This window comes from Streptococcus sp. FDAARGOS_256, assembly GCF_002289235.2.
Taxonomy (GTDB): Bacteria; Bacillota; Bacilli; order Lactobacillales; family Streptococcaceae; genus Streptococcus.
Map to the genome: position 1 here is coordinate 666,821 of NZ_NTGM02000001.1, position 16,701 is coordinate 683,521.

15 protein-coding genes are annotated in these 16,701 nt (G+C 39.5%); 4 read left to right on the forward strand and 11 right to left on the reverse strand.

The window, feature by feature from the left end; translation table 11 throughout:
* Positions 1–26: 26 nt before the first annotated feature.
* The 3 genes from ptsP to A6J84_RS03470 all read right to left on the reverse strand — a co-directional run bounded on the left by ptsP (position 27) and on the right by A6J84_RS03470 (position 3,708).
* The gene (gene ptsP, locus A6J84_RS03460; RefSeq protein ID WP_049500730.1) at positions 27–1,760 is read right to left on the reverse strand and encodes a phosphoenolpyruvate--protein phosphotransferase; all 1,734 of its coding nucleotides are present in this window, start codon (positions 1,758–1,760) and stop codon (positions 27–29) included.
* Between the two features lie 5 nt (positions 1,761–1,765).
* Complete coding sequence (locus A6J84_RS03465) at positions 1,766–2,029, reverse strand: phosphocarrier protein HPr (protein WP_000146948.1); 264 nt, start codon at positions 2,027–2,029, stop codon at positions 1,766–1,768.
* 458 nt (positions 2,030–2,487) lie between these two features.
* Positions 2,488–3,708 carry an alpha/beta hydrolase family protein gene (locus A6J84_RS03470; protein ID WP_000661897.1) on the reverse strand — a complete coding sequence of 407 codons (1,221 nt, stop codon included), beginning with the start codon at positions 3,706–3,708 and terminating at the stop codon, positions 2,488–2,490.
* 653 nt (positions 3,709–4,361) lie between these two features.
* On the opposite strand from A6J84_RS03470, the gene nrdH reads away from it, so the two are divergent.
* The 4 genes from nrdH (at position 4,362) to A6J84_RS03490 (ending at position 8,879) form a co-directional block, all read left to right on the forward strand.
* On the forward strand, positions 4,362–4,580 hold the full coding sequence (gene nrdH / locus A6J84_RS03475) for a glutaredoxin-like protein NrdH (protein WP_000259240.1): 219 nt from the start codon (positions 4,362–4,364) through the stop codon (positions 4,578–4,580).
* 80 nt (positions 4,581–4,660) lie between these two features.
* The gene (nrdE, locus tag A6J84_RS03480; RefSeq protein WP_095726055.1) at positions 4,661–6,820 is read left to right on the forward strand and encodes a class 1b ribonucleoside-diphosphate reductase subunit alpha; all 2,160 of its coding nucleotides are present in this window, start codon (positions 4,661–4,663) and stop codon (positions 6,818–6,820) included.
* Positions 6,821–7,008: 188 nt separating this feature from the next.
* Complete coding sequence (gene nrdF / locus A6J84_RS03485; RefSeq protein ID WP_000451372.1) at positions 7,009–7,971, forward strand: class 1b ribonucleoside-diphosphate reductase subunit beta; 963 nt, start codon at positions 7,009–7,011, stop codon at positions 7,969–7,971.
* 140 nt (positions 7,972–8,111) lie between these two features.
* Positions 8,112–8,879 carry a DeoR/GlpR family DNA-binding transcription regulator gene (locus A6J84_RS03490; protein WP_000917583.1) on the forward strand — a complete coding sequence of 256 codons (768 nt, stop codon included), beginning with the start codon at positions 8,112–8,114 and terminating at the stop codon, positions 8,877–8,879.
* Between the two features lie 39 nt (positions 8,880–8,918).
* Here the strand turns inward: A6J84_RS03490 and lacG are convergent, their stop codons facing one another.
* From lacG to lacA, 8 genes are all read right to left on the reverse strand, one after another.
* Positions 8,919–10,325 (reverse strand): 6-phospho-beta-galactosidase, encoded by a 1,407-nt coding sequence (gene lacG, locus A6J84_RS03495; RefSeq protein WP_000169308.1) that lies wholly within the window; start codon positions 10,323–10,325, stop codon positions 8,919–8,921.
* An 84-nt stretch (positions 10,326–10,409) separates the two neighbouring features.
* On the reverse strand, positions 10,410–12,104 hold the full coding sequence (locus A6J84_RS03500; protein ID WP_061421069.1) for a lactose-specific PTS transporter subunit EIIC: 1,695 nt from the start codon (positions 12,102–12,104) through the stop codon (positions 10,410–10,412).
* Positions 12,104–12,421 carry a PTS lactose/cellobiose transporter subunit IIA gene (locus tag A6J84_RS03505; protein ID WP_001078327.1) on the reverse strand — a complete coding sequence of 106 codons (318 nt, stop codon included), beginning with the start codon at positions 12,419–12,421 and terminating at the stop codon, positions 12,104–12,106. The genes A6J84_RS03500 and A6J84_RS03505 overlap by 1 nt, the downstream gene beginning before the upstream one ends.
* Before the next feature lie 34 nt (positions 12,422–12,455).
* Positions 12,456–13,292 carry a PRD domain-containing protein gene (locus tag A6J84_RS03510; protein ID WP_049477710.1) on the reverse strand — a complete coding sequence of 279 codons (837 nt, stop codon included), beginning with the start codon at positions 13,290–13,292 and terminating at the stop codon, positions 12,456–12,458.
* 237 nt (positions 13,293–13,529) lie between these two features.
* Positions 13,530–14,510, reverse strand: a complete 981-nt coding sequence (lacD, locus tag A6J84_RS03515) for a tagatose-bisphosphate aldolase (protein ID WP_095726056.1) — start codon at positions 14,508–14,510, stop codon at positions 13,530–13,532.
* Position 14,511: 1 nt separating this feature from the next.
* Positions 14,512–15,441, reverse strand: coding sequence for a tagatose-6-phosphate kinase (locus tag A6J84_RS03520; RefSeq protein WP_095726057.1), 930 nt, complete (start codon positions 15,439–15,441; stop codon positions 14,512–14,514).
* Positions 15,442–15,451: 10 nt separating this feature from the next.
* Entirely contained in the window at positions 15,452–15,967 is a 516-nt protein-coding gene (gene lacB / locus A6J84_RS03525; protein WP_001216921.1) for a galactose-6-phosphate isomerase subunit LacB, read from the reverse strand.
* Positions 15,968–15,996: 29 nt separating this feature from the next.
* A complete protein-coding gene (gene lacA, locus A6J84_RS03530) occupies positions 15,997–16,422 on the reverse strand; it encodes a galactose-6-phosphate isomerase subunit LacA (protein WP_000029277.1) in 426 nt (141 codons plus the stop codon).
* Positions 16,423–16,701: the final 279 nt, after the last annotated feature.

The window sequence follows — 16,701 nt, forward strand, 5'->3', positions numbered from 1 at the left end:
GCAACTGAGTTGCAAGGACTTTTCGATTAATCAAAATTAACGTATTCTTTTTGAAGTTCAAGAACTTCTTCCATTGTTGAGCATTCTGTAAGGGCACGGTTTGCGTACTCTTCCATCTTAGCTGTGTCGAGTTTCTTCATCAAGCTACGCGTACGAAGTACAGATGTTGCAGACATAGAGAACTCATCCAAGCCCATTCCGACAAGAAGTGGAACAGCTTGTTGGTCACCAGCCATCTCACCACACATACCTGCCCATTTACCTTCAGCGTGAGCTGCTTTGATAACGTTGTTAATCAAACGAAGGATTGATGGGTTGTATGGTTGGTAAAGGTATGAAACTTGTTCGTTCATACGGTCTGCTGCCATTGTGTATTGGATCAAGTCGTTTGTACCAATTGAGAAGAAGTCAACTTCTTTGGCAAATTGGTCTGCAAGCATTGCTGCTGCTGGGATTTCGATCATGATACCAACTTGAATATTATCCGCAACTGCAACACCTTCAGCAAGAAGGTTCGCTTTTTCTTCGTCAAAGACTGCTTTCGCTGCACGGAATTCTTTCAAGAGCGCAACCATTGGGAACATGATACGCAATTGACCGTGAACAGACGCACGAAGAAGGGCACGGATTTGTGTGCGGAACATAGCATCTCCAGTCTCAGAGATAGAGATACGAAGGGCACGGAATCCAAGGAATGGGTTCATTTCGTGAGGCATATCGAAGTATGGAAGTTCCTTATCTCCACCGATATCCATTGTACGAACGACAACAGGTTTACCGTTCATTCCTTCAAGTACAGCCTTGTAAGCTTCGTACTGCTCGTCTTCTGTTGGGAAGTCTTGAGAATCCATGTACAAGAACTCTGTACGGTAAAGACCAACAGCTTCAGCACCGTTGTCATTGACACCTTCAACGTCCTTTGGAGTACCGATGTTGGCAGCCAATTCAAAGTGTTTGCCATCAGCAGTTACTGTTTGTGCATCTTTCAAGAGAGCCCATTCAGCTTTTTGTTTCGCATAAGCTTCACCAGCAGCCTTGAATTCAGCCGCTTGCTCATCAGTTGGGTTGATAATCACTTCACCTGTGATACCGTTAACGGCAAGAATGTCACCATCTTTAACGATTTCAGTGATATTGTTTGTACCCAATACTGCTGCAATTTCAAGCGTACGCGCCATGATAGCTGAGTGGCTTGTACGTCCACCAATATTGGTTACAAAAGCTTTTACAAAGTTTTTGTCCAATTGAGCTGTATCTGAAGGAGTCAAGTCATGCGCAATCACAATCACTTCTTCGTTGATAGAAGCTGGGTTTGGCAATTTTTTACCAAGGAGGTTAGCCAATACACGTTTTGTCACGTCGCGGATATCCGCTGCACGTTCTTGCATGTACGGGTTGTCTTCCATGCCTTCAAAGATAGTGATAAACATGTCTGTAACTTCTTTAAGACCTGCTTCTGCATTCACTTTCTTCGCGCGGATTGTTTCCTTGATTTGGCTGATCATTTCTGGGTCAGCAAGAACCATTAAGTGAGCGTCAAAAACTTGAGCTGCTTCTTCACCGAGCGTACCTACTGCTTTCTCACGAATAACAGAAAGCTCGTCTTGTGATGCCTGTAGAGCGGCATCAAGGCGAGCTTCTTCTGCGTTTGTATCTTCGACTGTAACAGTCTCAAATGACAAATCCGGTTGAACGAGTAGATATGCTTTTGCAACTGCAACACCGTCAGATGCTGCGATTCCTTTAAGCATTTCTGTCATTTTCCTTATGCCAATCCTTCTTTTTCCATAGTTTCAGTGATTGCAGCGATTGCATCGTCAGCATCTGCACCTTCAGCTGAAATTGTAACGTCAGCACCTTGGCCAACACCAAGACTCATAACACCCATGATTGATTTAAGGTTTACTGATTTACCTTTGTACTCAAGAGTGATATCTGAAGCAAATTTGCTAGCTGTTTGAACCAACAATGTTGCTGGACGTGCATGAATACCTGTTTCTGCCACTACGTGGAAATCTTTAGAAGCCATAGTTTGACTCTCCTTTAATTGTTTCTTATTTGGATTATATGTGATAACCCTTACAAGACTGTATTATATCACCTTCTAGATAATTTTTCAAGTATTTTATGGACTTTTACTGAAAATGAAATTGCTTCTTTTTCTATCATACAGGTACTATGGGAAATTTAGGCACTAATTATTAAAAGAATATTACCTTCAAAATTCCAATTTTCAAAGCTATTTTCCCTTAATACCAATCAGAGGACAATCCTAGTAAATAATGAAATAATACTATTTAACTATAATTAATATAACTCAGTAAATCTATTATTTGAAAAGACTTCATCAAATACTAAATACTGAAATTCTAAAACCTACTCTTACCATCAACAGTAGAGAATTTATCCAATTTGCTACTTAAAGTAAAATAAGTTTGTAGCCCCTAACAGTAAAAAGGTAGATATATCTAAGTGGTATAAGTAGAACTAAAACTTTGATTGATTCCATTCAAATAAAGTATCCAACCAATCAAAAACGACATTATGGGCGAGTCTTAGATTATTGACTTGGCAATGAGCGTCCGCACCACTTTCCGCCTCAAATACTTGAAGTTTAGTTTGTTGATTTTTAGATTTAAGTGCTTCATAAATTACCTTAGTTTGATGCTGCAGTTCAGCACCCTCACCCTTTCCCATAATAAACAGGCATGGGCATTGAATTTTTTGATAATCCACAATCTTTGCATGGTTAAATACATCATCAATAGCACTCTTAAAATCAGAAGTACCAAACTGCCATGCATACTTTTTAAGATTTAAATTTGCTGATTCATTCAAATTTCCAGCTAATTTTAAAATGGCATTTATTAACCAACTAGGTGCTTTCAAACTTGATCCAAATTCTTTTCTGAAAAGTTCTGCAACGTCGTAAATAGGGGTACTAGCAATCCAAGCATGAATTCTTGGATCCTTTTCGACAGCTTGTGCGGTAAAATATCCCCCTCCGCTGACACCATAAATAGCTAAATAATTTAGTTTAGGATTTCTATTTTCCAACCAGTCTATGCATAATGAAATTGGAATAGAAGCATCCACATCAAAGACCAGCCCTCTACTAGGATTGCTCCCTTGACCAGGAAGGTCAACCATTAAAACATTATAATTTCGTATCCAGCCAGGATATCCTGCAAAGTAAAATAAATCTTCGCGATAAGTATCACCTCCACCAATCATGATTAGCGTTGGACAATTATCGCCGCTATGAAGATAATACCCAGGCAAGTAAGAACCCTGATAGGGAATAGTTAGTTTTTCAATCGGTACACCTAGTGAATGAATTGCACTAGAAAACACCTTCTCCATTTGACGAACGGTCGGTAAATACTCGTCAGAAAATGGATCGGTAAACTGAATTGCCGAGCGAAGTGAGTAGGTCTGTGCAAGATAATACTGCGCCTTTGTTTGTTCACTCAATCCTGAATTACTTGCTTCTTGTTCAAGGTAGTTTACATGCGATAAAAATACATTTTTCCAGTCATCAGGCTTTGGTGAGTTCCCCAATCTTTGAGCAAGATAATAAAGCTCTCCATGAGAGAAACCAAAAATTTCACCGATTCCTAACAACCAATTAAAGAAAAAATCCGTATCACCATTCTTAAAAAATATTTGAGTTGATTGCCGTTTTAAAATAACATCATTTTCTTTCACCACGCGCCTCCTAATTCTGTGTTCTTTCATTTATTTAATCTAATTATAATCTGATAACATTCTCTATCAAACAAAAGCATCCAGATATCCATTTTTTAATCTTATAATCACATGTAGTATATCACATAAAATGAACTTCCTCAAACATTGTATTTATATACTCCTTATAAAAGGATACGAAACTCATAAGTATCCTATATAAAATTAACCAATGATCCATTTTTATGAATACAGCATAATCTGTCATTTCCACTTTTGTTATATTTTAGATATTCTAATACAAAATATTGGGACATCTTGTGTGGAAAATTTCTTTTTTTCGTAAATATCACAGTTTCTGTTTTATTAAAGCATTGTCTCAGCTAGACTTATTCCTGTTCTTACGATTTTTGCTATTTTCTTCGTTTTCCTTTCTGATAACTTGCTGAAAATCTTCTATTTATCTTACCAATATACAGTATGTAGTTTTTTTATTTTGAGAAACTTTGACAGTTCAACGGAAATCAAAATTTATGTTTCCAAAAACACTATATCTTGTGCTTTGTTTTTGAAACTGTAACTTTTTAGCACAAGATTTAGTTTAAAAAGTTTGACAAAGTTTTTTTTTCTGATATACTAAGAAAGTAATCTATTTTGAAAGAGGAGTTACGAAAATGGTAACCGTTTATTCTAAAAACAACTGTGTCCAATGTAAGATGACCAAGCGTTTCTTGGACAGCAACAATGTCGCTTATCGTGAGATCAATCTCGACGAGCAACCAGAGTACATCGATCAAGTTAAAGAGCTCGGTTTCAGCGCGGCTCCTGTTATCCAAACACCAACTGAAGTCTTTTCAGGCTTCCAACCAGGAAAACTGAAACAATTAGCATAATCTTAGTACATCATCCAGAAGAGATTGCTTCTAGGGCTAACTTAGAGGCCTTTCTTTTGTAATTAGATAAAGGAAATTTTATGGGATTAAAACATCTTGAGGACGTGACCTACTTCCGTCTCAATAACGAAATCAACCGTCCTGTTAATGGACAAATCATGCTTCATAAAGATAAAGAAGCCTTGGATGCTTTCTTTAAAGAAAATGTAGTTCCAAACACTATGGTTTTTGATTCAATCACTGATAAAATCAACTACCTCATTGAACACAACTACATTGAAACAGCATTTATCAAGAAATACCGTCCAGAGTTTTTGGAAGAATTGCATCAATTTATCAAAGACCAAAACTTCCAATTCAAATCATTCATGGCTGCCTATAAGTTTTACAACCAGTATGCCTTGAAGACTAATGACGGTGAATATTACCTTGAAAGTATGGAAGACCGCGTCTTCTTTAATGCACTTTATTTTGCTGACGGGGACGAAGCAATTGCGACTGATATTGCCAATGAAATCATCCACCAACGCTACCAACCTGCTACTCCTTCCTTTTTGAACGCAGGTCGTGCTCGTCGTGGGGAGTTGGTATCTTGTTTCTTGATTCAAGTAACTGATGACATGAACTCTATCGGACGTTCTATCAACTCAGCTCTTCAACTTTCACGTATCGGTGGTGGTGTAGGTATTACTCTAAGCAACCTTCGTGAAGCTGGCGCACCTATCAAAGGTTATGAAGGAGCAGCTTCTGGTGTCGTTCCAGTTATGAAACTCTTCGAAGACAGTTTCTCCTACTCTAACCAATTGGGTCAGCGTCAAGGTGCTGGGGTTGTCTACCTCAATGTCTTTCACCCAGATATCATCGCCTTCCTTTCAACTAAGAAAGAAAATGCCGATGAAAAGGTTCGTGTTAAGACCCTCTCACTTGGAGTTGTGGTGCCCGATAAATTCTACGAATTAGCTCGTAAAAATGAAGAAATGTATCTCTTTAGCCCTTACTCTGTAGAGCTTGAGTACGGTGTGCCATTCAACTACATCGACATCACTGAAAAATATGATGAATTGGTCGCAAATCCAAACATCCGCAAGACAAAAATCAAAGCTCGTGATTTGGAAACTGAAATTTCTAAATTGCAACAAGAATCTGGTTACCCTTATGTCGTCAACATTGATACAGCCAACCGTGCGAATCCAGTAGATGGTAAGATTATCATGAGTAACTTGTGTTCTGAGATTCTTCAAGTTCAAGAACCAAGCTTGATCAACGATGCTCAAGAATTCCTTCAAATGGGAACAGACGTTTCATGTAACCTTGGTTCAACCAACGTGGTCAACATGATGACTTCACCTGACTTTGGTCGTTCTATCCGTGCGATGGTTCGTGCTTTGACTTTCGTTACAGATAGTTCACACATCGTAGCTGTCCCTACTATCGACCACGGAAACAGTTTAGCTCACACCTTTGGCCTTGGTGCCATGGGGCTTCATAGCTACCTTGCCCAACAACTGATTGAGTACGGATCACATGAGTCAATTGAATTTACAAGCATCTACTTTATGCTTATGAACTACTGGACCTTGGTAGAATCTAATAACATAGCGCGTGAACGTGGTATCACCTTCCACAACTTTGAAAAATCAGACTATGCTAACGGAAGCTACTTCGACAAGTACGTGACAGGCGAATTTGTTCCAAAATCAGACCGTGTTAAAGAACTCTTCAAAGATGTCTTTATTCCAAGTGCTGCTGACTGGGCTGAACTTCGCGAAAAGGTTCAAGCAGATGGTCTTTATCACCAAAACCGCCTTGCTGTAGCTCCAAATGGTTCTATCAGTTACATCAACGATGTTTCTGCATCTATCCACCCGATTACGCAACGCATTGAAGAACGCCAAGAGAAGAAAATCGGTAAAATCTACTATCCAGTTGCAGGTTTGTCTACAGATACCATTCCTTACTACACTTCTGCTTATGACATGGATATGCGTAAGGTGATTGATGTTTACGCTGCCGCAACTGAACACGTGGATCAAGGACTTTCACTCACTCTCTTCATGCGTAGCGACATTCCAAAAGGTCTTTACGAATGGAAGAAAGAAAACAAACAAACGACACGTGACCTATCTATCCTTCGTAACTATGCCTTTAACAAGGGTATCAAGTCTATCTACTACGTCCGTACCTTTACAGACGATGGTGGAGAAGTCGGTGCTAACCAATGTGAAAGCTGTGTGATTTAATTTTTGCTTGAGGAAACTACATTTTCTCAGATTAGTGATTCAATCACCGTGTTAGACTGGAATAAGCATCTATACTATGAAATAACAAAAAGTCGGGCTTCCGACTTTTTGTGCGATACTCCTCTAGAATTATGATAAAATAGAAATAATTGTGAGCTCGCAATATTAAACACAGAAAGAGATTTCAAATGGAAACTTACTACAAAGCCATTAACTGGAATGCCATCGAAGATGTCATCGACAAATCAACTTGGGAAAAGCTGACAGAGCAATTCTGGCTCGATACGCGTATCCCCTTGTCAAATGACCTAGACGACTGGAGAAAACTATCAAACAAAGAAAAAGACTTGGTTGGAAAAGTCTTTGGTGGTTTGACCCTTTTGGATACCATGCAATCTGAAACAGGAGTTCAAGCACTTCGCGCAGACATCCGTACACCACATGAGGAAGCTGTTTTCAACAACATCCAGTTTATGGAATCTGTCCACGCAAAATCTTACTCTTCTATCTTTTCGACCTTGAACACCAAGGCCGAAATCGAAGAAATCTTTGAATGGACCAACACTAACCCCTACCTACAAAGAAAAGCGGAAATTATCAATGAAATCTACCTCAATGGTAGCCCACTAGAAAAGAAAGTTGCCAGTGTTTTCCTTGAAACTTTCCTCTTCTACTCTGGTTTCTTTACACCGCTTTACTATCTCGGTAACAACAAACTGGCCAACGTTGCGGAAATCATCAAACTGATCATTCGTGATGAGTCTGTTCACGGAACTTATATTGGTTACAAATTCCAACTTGGTTTCAATGAATTACCTGAAGAAGAGCAAGAAAAACTTAAAGAATGGATGTACGACCTGCTCTACACTCTCTACGAGAACGAAGAGGGCTATACAGAAAGCCTCTATGACGGTGTTGGCTGGACTGAGGAAGTTAAAACCTTCCTTCGTTACAATGCCAATAAAGCTCTTATGAACCTAGGACAAGATCCACTCTTCCCAGATTCAGCAGATGATGTCAATCCAATCGTTATGAACGGAATTTCAACAGGAACTTCTAACCACGACTTCTTCTCTCAAGTCGGAAATGGTTACCTCCTTGGTGAAGTTGAAGCCATGCAAGACGAGGATTACAACTACGGTTTAGACTAATTTGACCAAACATTCAAAATATCATGGTTTGTTTAAAACAACCATGATATTTTTGTTTTTGTTTTATTTTGTTTTTTTTCTATTTGATTGATTGAGCGTTTTATGGTAAGATAATAATAGTAGAAATCGAGGTGATAAGGATGCTAAAGCAAGAAAAACTAGATAGTATTCTAGAAGCAGTAAACACAAAAGGCACTATTACTGTAAAAGAGATTATGGAGAGTCTTGATGTGTCAGATATGACAGCTCGTCGCTATTTACAAGAACTAGCAGACAAGGATTTGCTGGTTCGAGTGCATGGTGGTGCTGAAAAACTTCGTACAGGTTCTCTCTTAAACAACGAACGCTCAAACGTCGAAAAACAAGGCTTGCAGATTGCTGAAAAACAAGAAATTAGCCGTTTTGCAGGTCATTTGATTGACGAAGGTGAAACCATTTTTATTGGTCCAGGAACAACCTTAGAATGTTTTGCTCGTGAGCTCCCAATTGATAATATTCGTGTTGTAACAAACAGTCTTCCAGTCTTTCTCATCCTAAACGAACGAAAACTAACAGATTTGATCTTGATTGGTGGAAATTATCGCTCTATCACTGGTGCTTTTGTAGGAACACTTACCTTACAGGATTTGACCAATCTTCAGTTTTCTAAAGCTTTTGTAAGCTGTAATGGTATTAAGGATAAGGCAATTGCTACTTTCAGTGAAGAAGAGGGCGAGGTACAACGAATCGCCTTGAACAATGCCAATAAAAAATACTTACTGGCAGACCACAGTAAGTTTAATAAGTTTGATTTTTACAATTTCTACAATATCTCAGAAATTGATACCATCGTTTCAGATTCCAAACTGAGTCAGGAGACATTTGAAGACCTGTCGAAACAAACAACCATTCTTTTATCAAAACCATAAAAATTCCCCTGCCTTTTGGCGGGGAATTTTTGTTGAATTTTATTCAATAAGTTGTATCTCAGCTAGTTTCTTGTACCAGTGAGCTGATTTCTTTGGATAGCGCTCCTGGGTTTCAAAATCAACATAGAAGAGGCCGTAACGCTTTTCATAACCATTTGACCAAGAAAAGACATCCATCAGCGACCAGATAAAGTAGCCTTTGACATTGGCTCCATCAGAGATTGCATCTGCAATCACTTCCACATGTTTCTTAACATAATCAATCCGTCCATCATCGTAGACTGTTCCATCCACAAACTCATCTTTGTATCCGAGACCATTCTCTGTGATGTAGATTTTTTTGTAATTTGGATAATCTTGTTTCACGCGCATGATTTGATCATACAAACCTTGAGGATAGATAATCCAATCCCAGTCCGTACGTGGGACATAGTCAGGCGCTACTCGACGTCCAACTCCCTTAATCTGATACTTAGAGCTTCCTTTTTCACCCTTACCGTTATGAATGATTTCTGTTTCGCCATCAAAGGCTTGCATCCAATCACTCATGTAGTAGTTAATTCCAAGGAAGTCATTCAGGTCTTTTGCAGCTTCTAGCACAGCGAAGTCTTCTTCACGCAGATCTAAACTTCCACCATTGACTGCTAAGATATGGTTGACACCTTCCATGGTTTCTTCGGAATATCGTCCTAGATAAGTCGCGTCTAGGATAAACTTGTTATGGATAATATCTTCTAACTCAGCTGCACGGACATCTGCAGGATTATCTGGATCCAGAGGATACTTAGTAGGCAGGGCATGCACCACACCAATTTCACCCTTGTATCCCTTATCCTTGAAAAGTTTTACTGCACGCGCATGCGACACCATCATATTGTGATGAGATTGGAAGACTTTGGCAAGGTCGTACTGAATACCAGGAGGGAATTTACCAACCAAGTATTGACCATCACCGATTGGTCCAATTTCATTAAAGGTTGTCCAATAGTTTACTTCTGGGAATTCTTCAAAACAGAAAGCTGCGTAGTCTACAAAGTGTTCAATGTTTTCACGGTTTAAGAAGTCTCCATTTGAATGTAGAGCTTCTGGTGTATCAAAGTGATGAAGAGTTACAAAGGGCTCAACATGACGTTTGTGGCACTCTGCAAATAGATTATGATAGAACTCAACCCCCTTGTCATTAACCTTCCCATAACCAGTTGGAAAGATACGTGACCAAGCGATTGAAATACGGATACCATTGACACCATACTCTTCTGCTAGTTTGAGGTCAACTGGGTATTTGTGATAGAAATCACTGGCTGGTTCAGCAGTGTACCAGTAGTTATCTTTGAGGTATTTGTCCCAGGCAACTGGTCCTTTACCATCGGTATTGGTAGCACCTTCTGCTTGATAGGCAGCTGTTGCCCCGCCAAAAATAAAGTCTTTTGGAAGTGTTTTTGTCATTTGATTCACCTTTCAAGAAATAGAAATGAGATGGGGGTATAGTTGGGAGGACTTCTTCCATCTCACTTCTTTGCTATTTACATTTTATTCTTCGAACTGCGCTTGAACAAAGGCAAGAGCGCCTTTTCCGTCACGAGTCAGTTTAATGTATTGGCCACCTTCTGTCTTGGCAAGTTTGATACCAAGTTTGTCGGTTTCGGCCTTCATGTCTTCAAAGTTTGAAGCTACTTGAGGAGCAAGGATAACCAGATCAAACTCAGGCAACATTTCACGGTGAGCTCCATAGCCACCAGCTGCTGCTTTAACAGGAACCTTGTACTCCGCAGCTGCTTTGTTTAGAGCATTTGCAAGGAGACCACTTGTACCTCCGCCTGCACAGAGAACGAGAACATTGGTTTCTTCAGTGATTGTGTTTTGCGCTGCTTCTACACCAGCTTTTTCAAGAATCGCATCTGCTTTAGCAGTATTGAAGTTTGCAGCTACTTTTTCTTTTAATTCATCATTGGCTTTACCAGAACGTTCTTCTTCAAGGATTTGTTCATCATAAACCTTGAGGAATGGATAGTAAATAGCTACGTCAACAAGAATTAACAAAGCAGCAAGTACAAATGACAAGAATTGGAAGTTTGTACCGAGAACAATACCGAGCGGACCTGGTGTTGTCCAAGGAAGGTTGGCAGTAAATGAGTTCATGCCAAGCGTTTCAATAAAGAATTTAAAGATCCATACGTTTGCGATTGGAGCAAAGATAAATGGAATAAAGAAAATTGGGTTCAAGACAAGTGGCGCACCAAACAGGATTGGTTCGTTTACTCCAAAGAATGTTGGAACAACAGACGCACGTCCGATTGCACGGTTACGTTTTGATTTTGTTAACCACATGAACATGAATGGAACAACCAGTGTCGCACCAGTACCACCCATGGTAACGATAAACATTTGTGTACCAGAAGTAAGAATCTTGTCAGCGTGCATACCTTGTTGGAGAAGGTTCAAGTTTACTTCGGCATTTGCATAGGTAATAGCTGCGATTGCTGGCTCGACGATTGAAGGACCGTGGATACCAACAAACCAGAAGAAGGCAAAGGCACCAAAGATAATGGTAATACCAAGATAGCCATCAGCTGCAGAGAATAATGGTGCAAAGAATTTACCGATTGATTCTGCTACACTGGCTCCAACAAAATGACGAGCTAGTAAATCAAGAGCATAAAGAGAAACCACTGATAGAGTGAATGGAATCACATCTTTAAAGACTTGTGAGATATTTGGTGGAACTTCGTCAGGCATGCGAATAGTGACGTTGTTCTTAACACAAACCTTATAGATTGCTACGGTTACAAAGGCAGCAAGAAAGGCTGAAAGCAAGCCTTTTGTCCCAAGGAAACCTGTCGCAAAGCCACCTTCAATCGGGTCAGCTGCTAACATCAACAAACCAACAATCGCTGCCAATAGTGTTGACATATAGTTGATTTGATTGGTTTTCTCCATGCTACGGTTTACTGAGTCGGTCAATGACTTAGCTGTTGTACCAGCTACCAAGAGAGCTAGAATCCCCATTGAATAACTATAAGGTTTCATGAGGAGATTAACAACATCATCAGACCATTTAAAGCCCCATGAGTTTGGTACAAAAGCAATCAAGATAAAGATACTTGAGAAGAGAATAACGGGCATACCAGCGATGAAACCATCACGAATAGCACGAAGATAGATATTACGAGATAGTTTCTCAAAGAAAGGCTTCCCTTTCTCGATAAATGAAATTAGTTTGTTCATTACTTAACTCCTCTCTTATAGAGTTCGATTAAATGGTGCATCAAATCTTTTAACAAGATAGTTGTCATCAAGTGGTCTTGACCATGCATCATGGTTACACTATAAGCTAAGTCCTCACCAGCTGCCTCCTTGGTCAATAGACTTGTTTGCGCGTGGTGTGCCTCAGCGATGCAACCACCAGCTTCCTCTACGAGAGTATCAGCTTTCGCAAAATCGCCAGCTTCAGCAGCTTTCAAGGCTTCCAATAGTTTTGAACGAGCATCGCCAGCATAGGCAACAATCTCAAAACCTAATAATGTTACTTCTTCTCTATTCATAATAGAGTCCTCCTTATATATTGTTTGATAAATCTTATGACAGTAAACGTTGTATATGTAGAACTAGATAAACTCGCTCACTCTTATACAAATCAAGACCAGTATGTTGCGTAATCACATCATAGATCTTGGAACCAATCTCGAACGCTTTTGGATAGGATTGTTTAATATGATCTTCCATATCCAGAAGTGATTGATTATCATCTCTAGATCTGTCTAAATAATCCAAGAAATAGTTGAGATGAATCATAAAACGATCATAGAAATGATTATTCTCTTTGGTTCGTTGAATTGCATAACCCTTTAGCACTTCTTCAACATTCCTGAGAATTTCTTTCCTCTTATCTATCGACTCCACAACTTCCACTTCATTCTCACCTTCGGCATTGATGAAATGATAAGCAATCCGAATAATTTCGTCCTCAGGAAAATGATCTGTCAACTTCTGACGATAGATTTCAAAGGCTTCCTTTGCGATTTGAAAAGCTACAGGATACTTGGCAGAAATATCTGGCAGATTGCTATCCTTGTACCTTCCTTGTGTTAGAGCTTGATAAGAACAGTAAATATGATCTGTCAAGGTCACATAGAGATACTCTTGAATCGGATAATGATATTTCTTAGAAAGCTTATCAATAATCTCGTAGGTCACTGTGATAAAATCAAGCGGAACATCTTTGAGCAGAGCCATAAAGTTCTCTCTGGACTCTTCTGTCTTCATCCGAAAGATTTTCTCAACTTGTTCTTCAGCAATCAAATCCCCCTTCTTTTTCCCAAATGCAATCCCCTTACCAATCACAATCACTTCTTCTCCTTTGTCATTTCTGACAAGCGAGACGTTGTGATTCATTGGGTTTAGAATTCGATACATGGCAACCTCCTTTTATATCTTAAAGGTATATGAGTATAAAAAATGACCACAAATGAACTAGAAAATCTATCGATTTCTAATCCACCTGTGATCATGCCTAATATTACTTAGTAACACTCACCTTGTATTAACTTGTGATTTAAGTATAGCACAAGTAAGTTTTTTTGTAAACCTTTACATTCAACTTTGTTTAAATTTTTTATTTAGATCAATGTTCCTAAGATTAGGGGGGAAAACTTATACACGTTCAGTCCATGAAGTCGCTGTTGTTTGAAGAACCTTGTTGAGTTCGTCAATGTTCTCAAAACCTGTTGTGCGTAGCCACTCACGAGCTGCTGCTTCACCATCTTTAATGTAAGCTTCAACTGATCCAGCCCAGGTTGCACGGCCACAAAGAACGCCGTTGAAGTTTGCGCCTGATTCGTGAGCAAAGACAAGGGTTTCTTGGAAGAGTTTAGCTGATACACCTGCACTCAAGTAGATATATGGCAAGTTAGTTGCTTCGTCTTGCGCTTTGAAGAAAGCTGCCGCTTCTTCACGAGTATGCACGATTTCACCATCGCCAAAGCCTTCAACGTATTTGACGTTGACTGGAACTTCCACTTTCAAAACATCGATGTTAAAGCGTGGGTCTGAGAAGACTTTCATAGCACCGATAACCTTGTGTGGTTTTACTTTGGCGTATTCTGCAGAACCTGCGTCAGCGATTTTTTCATCGTAAGCCAAGATTTCAAGGAAGAATGGAATGTCTTCCGCCACACACTCTGAACCGATGCGTTCGATATAGGCTTGTTTTTCTTGGTTGAGTTCGTCAGCGCTGTCTACGTCATAGTAAAGCAAGAACTTAACAGCGTCTGCACCTTGTTCTTTGATGCGTTTGGCAGACCAAACATCCAAGCAGTCAGGCAAGCGTTTAGTGCTAGTTGTATCGTAGCCAGTTTTCTCATAAGCAAGGAGAAGACCAGCATTTGGAGCAAGCGCTTTTGTAGCTGGGAGACCATACTCAGGGTCGAGAAGCATAGAGGATGCGTATTTTGTCAATTCATCTGCAACCAATACTTTAAGTTCTTCCATTTGAGCCACTGTCGGCTCTTCTGTTTGGTATTGAGCCATGAGGCGTTTCAAAGCACCACGTTGGTCAAAAGCAAGGGCTGAAATAATGCCATTTTCATCTGAAAGTTTTTCTAAGCGTGCACGTTTTTGTTCTGTTAAAGCCATTTTATACCTCTTTTACTATTAATTGATCATATAGATCCTGATAGTTGGCCATATTGACATGACCTGTCATTTTTTCTTGAGCATTGAGCATACCAAGGACATTGGCCTTGATGAGGAGTTCTGCATCCGATTCCTCATGAAGAAGTCCTGATGAAATACCTGCCACAGTAGAATCTCCAGATCCAACAGGGTTCACTACCTGAATTCTTGGAATATCTACCTTGTAGAAAGTGTCCCCATGTTTTGCAAAAGCACCATTTGCACCAAGTGAAACGATTATCCACTCAACCCCTGCAAATAGAGGCTCTTGAAGAACTTCTTTTAATTCATCCAACTCCTCAGAAACTTCTCTGCCTAGAAGCTGAGACAATTCTTCGTTATTTGGTTTAATAACTGTTGGTTTGTGTGGTGATTCAAGGACAGCCTGAAGAGCCGCACCTGAGCAGTCTAGAACAACTGGTTTTCCTGCGCGATTAGCAAGTTCTACTAAGCTTGCATAGTAGTCAACTGGAAGACCTGCTGGCAGACTACCTGAGATAGCTACTACTTCAACTGACTCCAGGAGATTTTTGAAATGTTCCAAAAAGTCTTGACCTTCCTGTTCCAATACTACAGGACCTTTTTCAAGAACTTCTGTTTGGTTGTCTCCATGGAGAATAGCGATACAGTTACGAGTCTCTCCTTGAATGGAGAAGAAACGTTTCGATACTTTATCGTCGATATGCTCTACTAAAAACTCACCAAGTTTACCACCGACCAAACCAGTAGCAGCAACAGAATCACCAAATTCTGAAAGAACTTGTGTAACATTGAGACCTTTACCACCAGCTGTCTTGGTCACGTCCACCACACGGTTGACAGTGTCAATTTTTAATTCATCCAAAGGATAAGAAATGTCAATGGATGGATTCATTGTGACTGTTAAAATCATGCGTCACCTCTTAGTCGTGGTATTCACCGCGATCCCATTTTTCAAGGAATTCTGTAAAGAAGTTTGCATCTGCTTGATGAGCATTGTGAGTTTCAACGTGCTCAATTTTCGCAATCAATTTTTTGTTTTCTTCTGATGGTTTGTATTCAGCATTGATGAAAGCTTCAATGATGTCGCACATGAGCAATTCACCAGTGATTTTACCACCAAAACCAATAACATTGGCGTTCAATTGTTCTTTTGCATAAAGAGCTGTTGTCATATCACGAACCAAGGCAGAACGAACTCCTGGAACTTTGTTGACAGCGTTGTTGATACCAACACCAGTACCACAGATACATACCCCAAGATCAGCTTGACCGCTAGTTACAGCTTCACCCACTTTTTTACCAAAGATTGGGTAGTGAGTACGTGTGTGGTCATAGGTACCAAAGTCGATGACTTCATATCCTTTTGATTTCAAAAATTCTGAAACCGCCATTTTTTCATCTGTTACGATGTGGTCACATCCAATTGCAATTCTCATTTTAACTTACCTTTCTTACTGTAATCTAATTAGCACATTTTGTTCAACATATCAACACGAATCTGGTGACGTCCACCGTCGTATTTACCATTAACAAAACCTTTAGCAATGTTTTTGGCCAATTCGTCACCAACAAGTTGTGCACCCATAGTGATCATACGTGAGTTGTTGTGTCCACGAGTCATATAAGCTGAACGTTCATCTGAAACTTCTGCAGCAACCATTCCTTTGATTTTAGTTGCGACCATGAATGGACCAGCCCCATAAGCATCAATCACGATACCAAGGTTTTGTTCTTCTTTGTTTACTTCTGCAGCAACAGCAAGAGTCACATCAACAAAGTCTTGACCTTCAGCTGTAACATCCACAACGTGGAAGTTTTCTTTTTCCAAGAAGTCTTTCACAACTTCTTTCAATCTCAAACCTGCAGCATCTGCACCGATAACAATAGACATATTGTATACTCCTTTTTATTTTTCTAGGCTAGTAAAGACTTTTATAGTTAGCAGTTTACCTACAAAAGACTTTCTAGCAGTTTATTGACAAATTGGATTGAATGAGATGAATATCACCTTATCCAAGTCCAGGAAATCAAGTTCCTAGAAAGAAACTTTCTCTGCGACAGAGAATATAACAAGTGATTATTTGTTTGTTACAAACATCATTTGTTGTTTACAAACATAATATACTCCTATTTATAGAAAAAGTCAACAGTAAATGTTTGTTTTTGTGGT

Coding starts and splice junctions, on each gene's coding strand:
- nrdE (WP_095726055.1), top strand. CDS start 4,661: ATGGGATTAAAACATCTTGAGGACGTGACCTACTTCCGTCTCAATAAC.
- A6J84_RS03490 (WP_000917583.1), top strand. CDS start 8,112: ATGCTAAAGCAAGAAAAACTAGATAGTATTCTAGAAGCAGTAAACACA.
- A6J84_RS03500 (WP_061421069.1), bottom strand. CDS start 12,104: ATGAACAAACTAATTTCATTTATCGAGAAAGGGAAGCCTTTCTTTGAG.
- nrdF (WP_000451372.1), top strand. CDS start 7,009: ATGGAAACTTACTACAAAGCCATTAACTGGAATGCCATCGAAGATGTC.
- lacG (WP_000169308.1), bottom strand. CDS start 10,325: ATGACAAAAACACTTCCAAAAGACTTTATTTTTGGCGGGGCAACAGCT.
- ptsP (WP_049500730.1), bottom strand. CDS start 1,760: ATGACAGAAATGCTTAAAGGAATCGCAGCATCTGACGGTGTTGCAGTT.
- A6J84_RS03520 (WP_095726057.1), bottom strand. CDS start 15,441: ATGATTTTAACAGTCACAATGAATCCATCCATTGACATTTCTTATCCT.
- A6J84_RS03510 (WP_049477710.1), bottom strand. CDS start 13,292: ATGTATCGAATTCTAAACCCAATGAATCACAACGTCTCGCTTGTCAGA.
- A6J84_RS03465 (WP_000146948.1), bottom strand. CDS start 2,029: ATGGCTTCTAAAGATTTCCACGTAGTGGCAGAAACAGGTATTCATGCA.
- lacD (WP_095726056.1), bottom strand. CDS start 14,510: ATGGCTTTAACAGAACAAAAACGTGCACGCTTAGAAAAACTTTCAGAT.
- lacA (WP_000029277.1), bottom strand. CDS start 16,422: ATGTCTATTGTTATCGGTGCAGATGCTGCAGGTTTGAGATTGAAAGAA.
- A6J84_RS03505 (WP_001078327.1), bottom strand. CDS start 12,421: ATGAATAGAGAAGAAGTAACATTATTAGGTTTTGAGATTGTTGCCTAT.
- nrdH (WP_000259240.1), top strand. CDS start 4,362: ATGGTAACCGTTTATTCTAAAAACAACTGTGTCCAATGTAAGATGACC.
- lacB (WP_001216921.1), bottom strand. CDS start 15,967: ATGAGAATTGCAATTGGATGTGACCACATCGTAACAGATGAAAAAATG.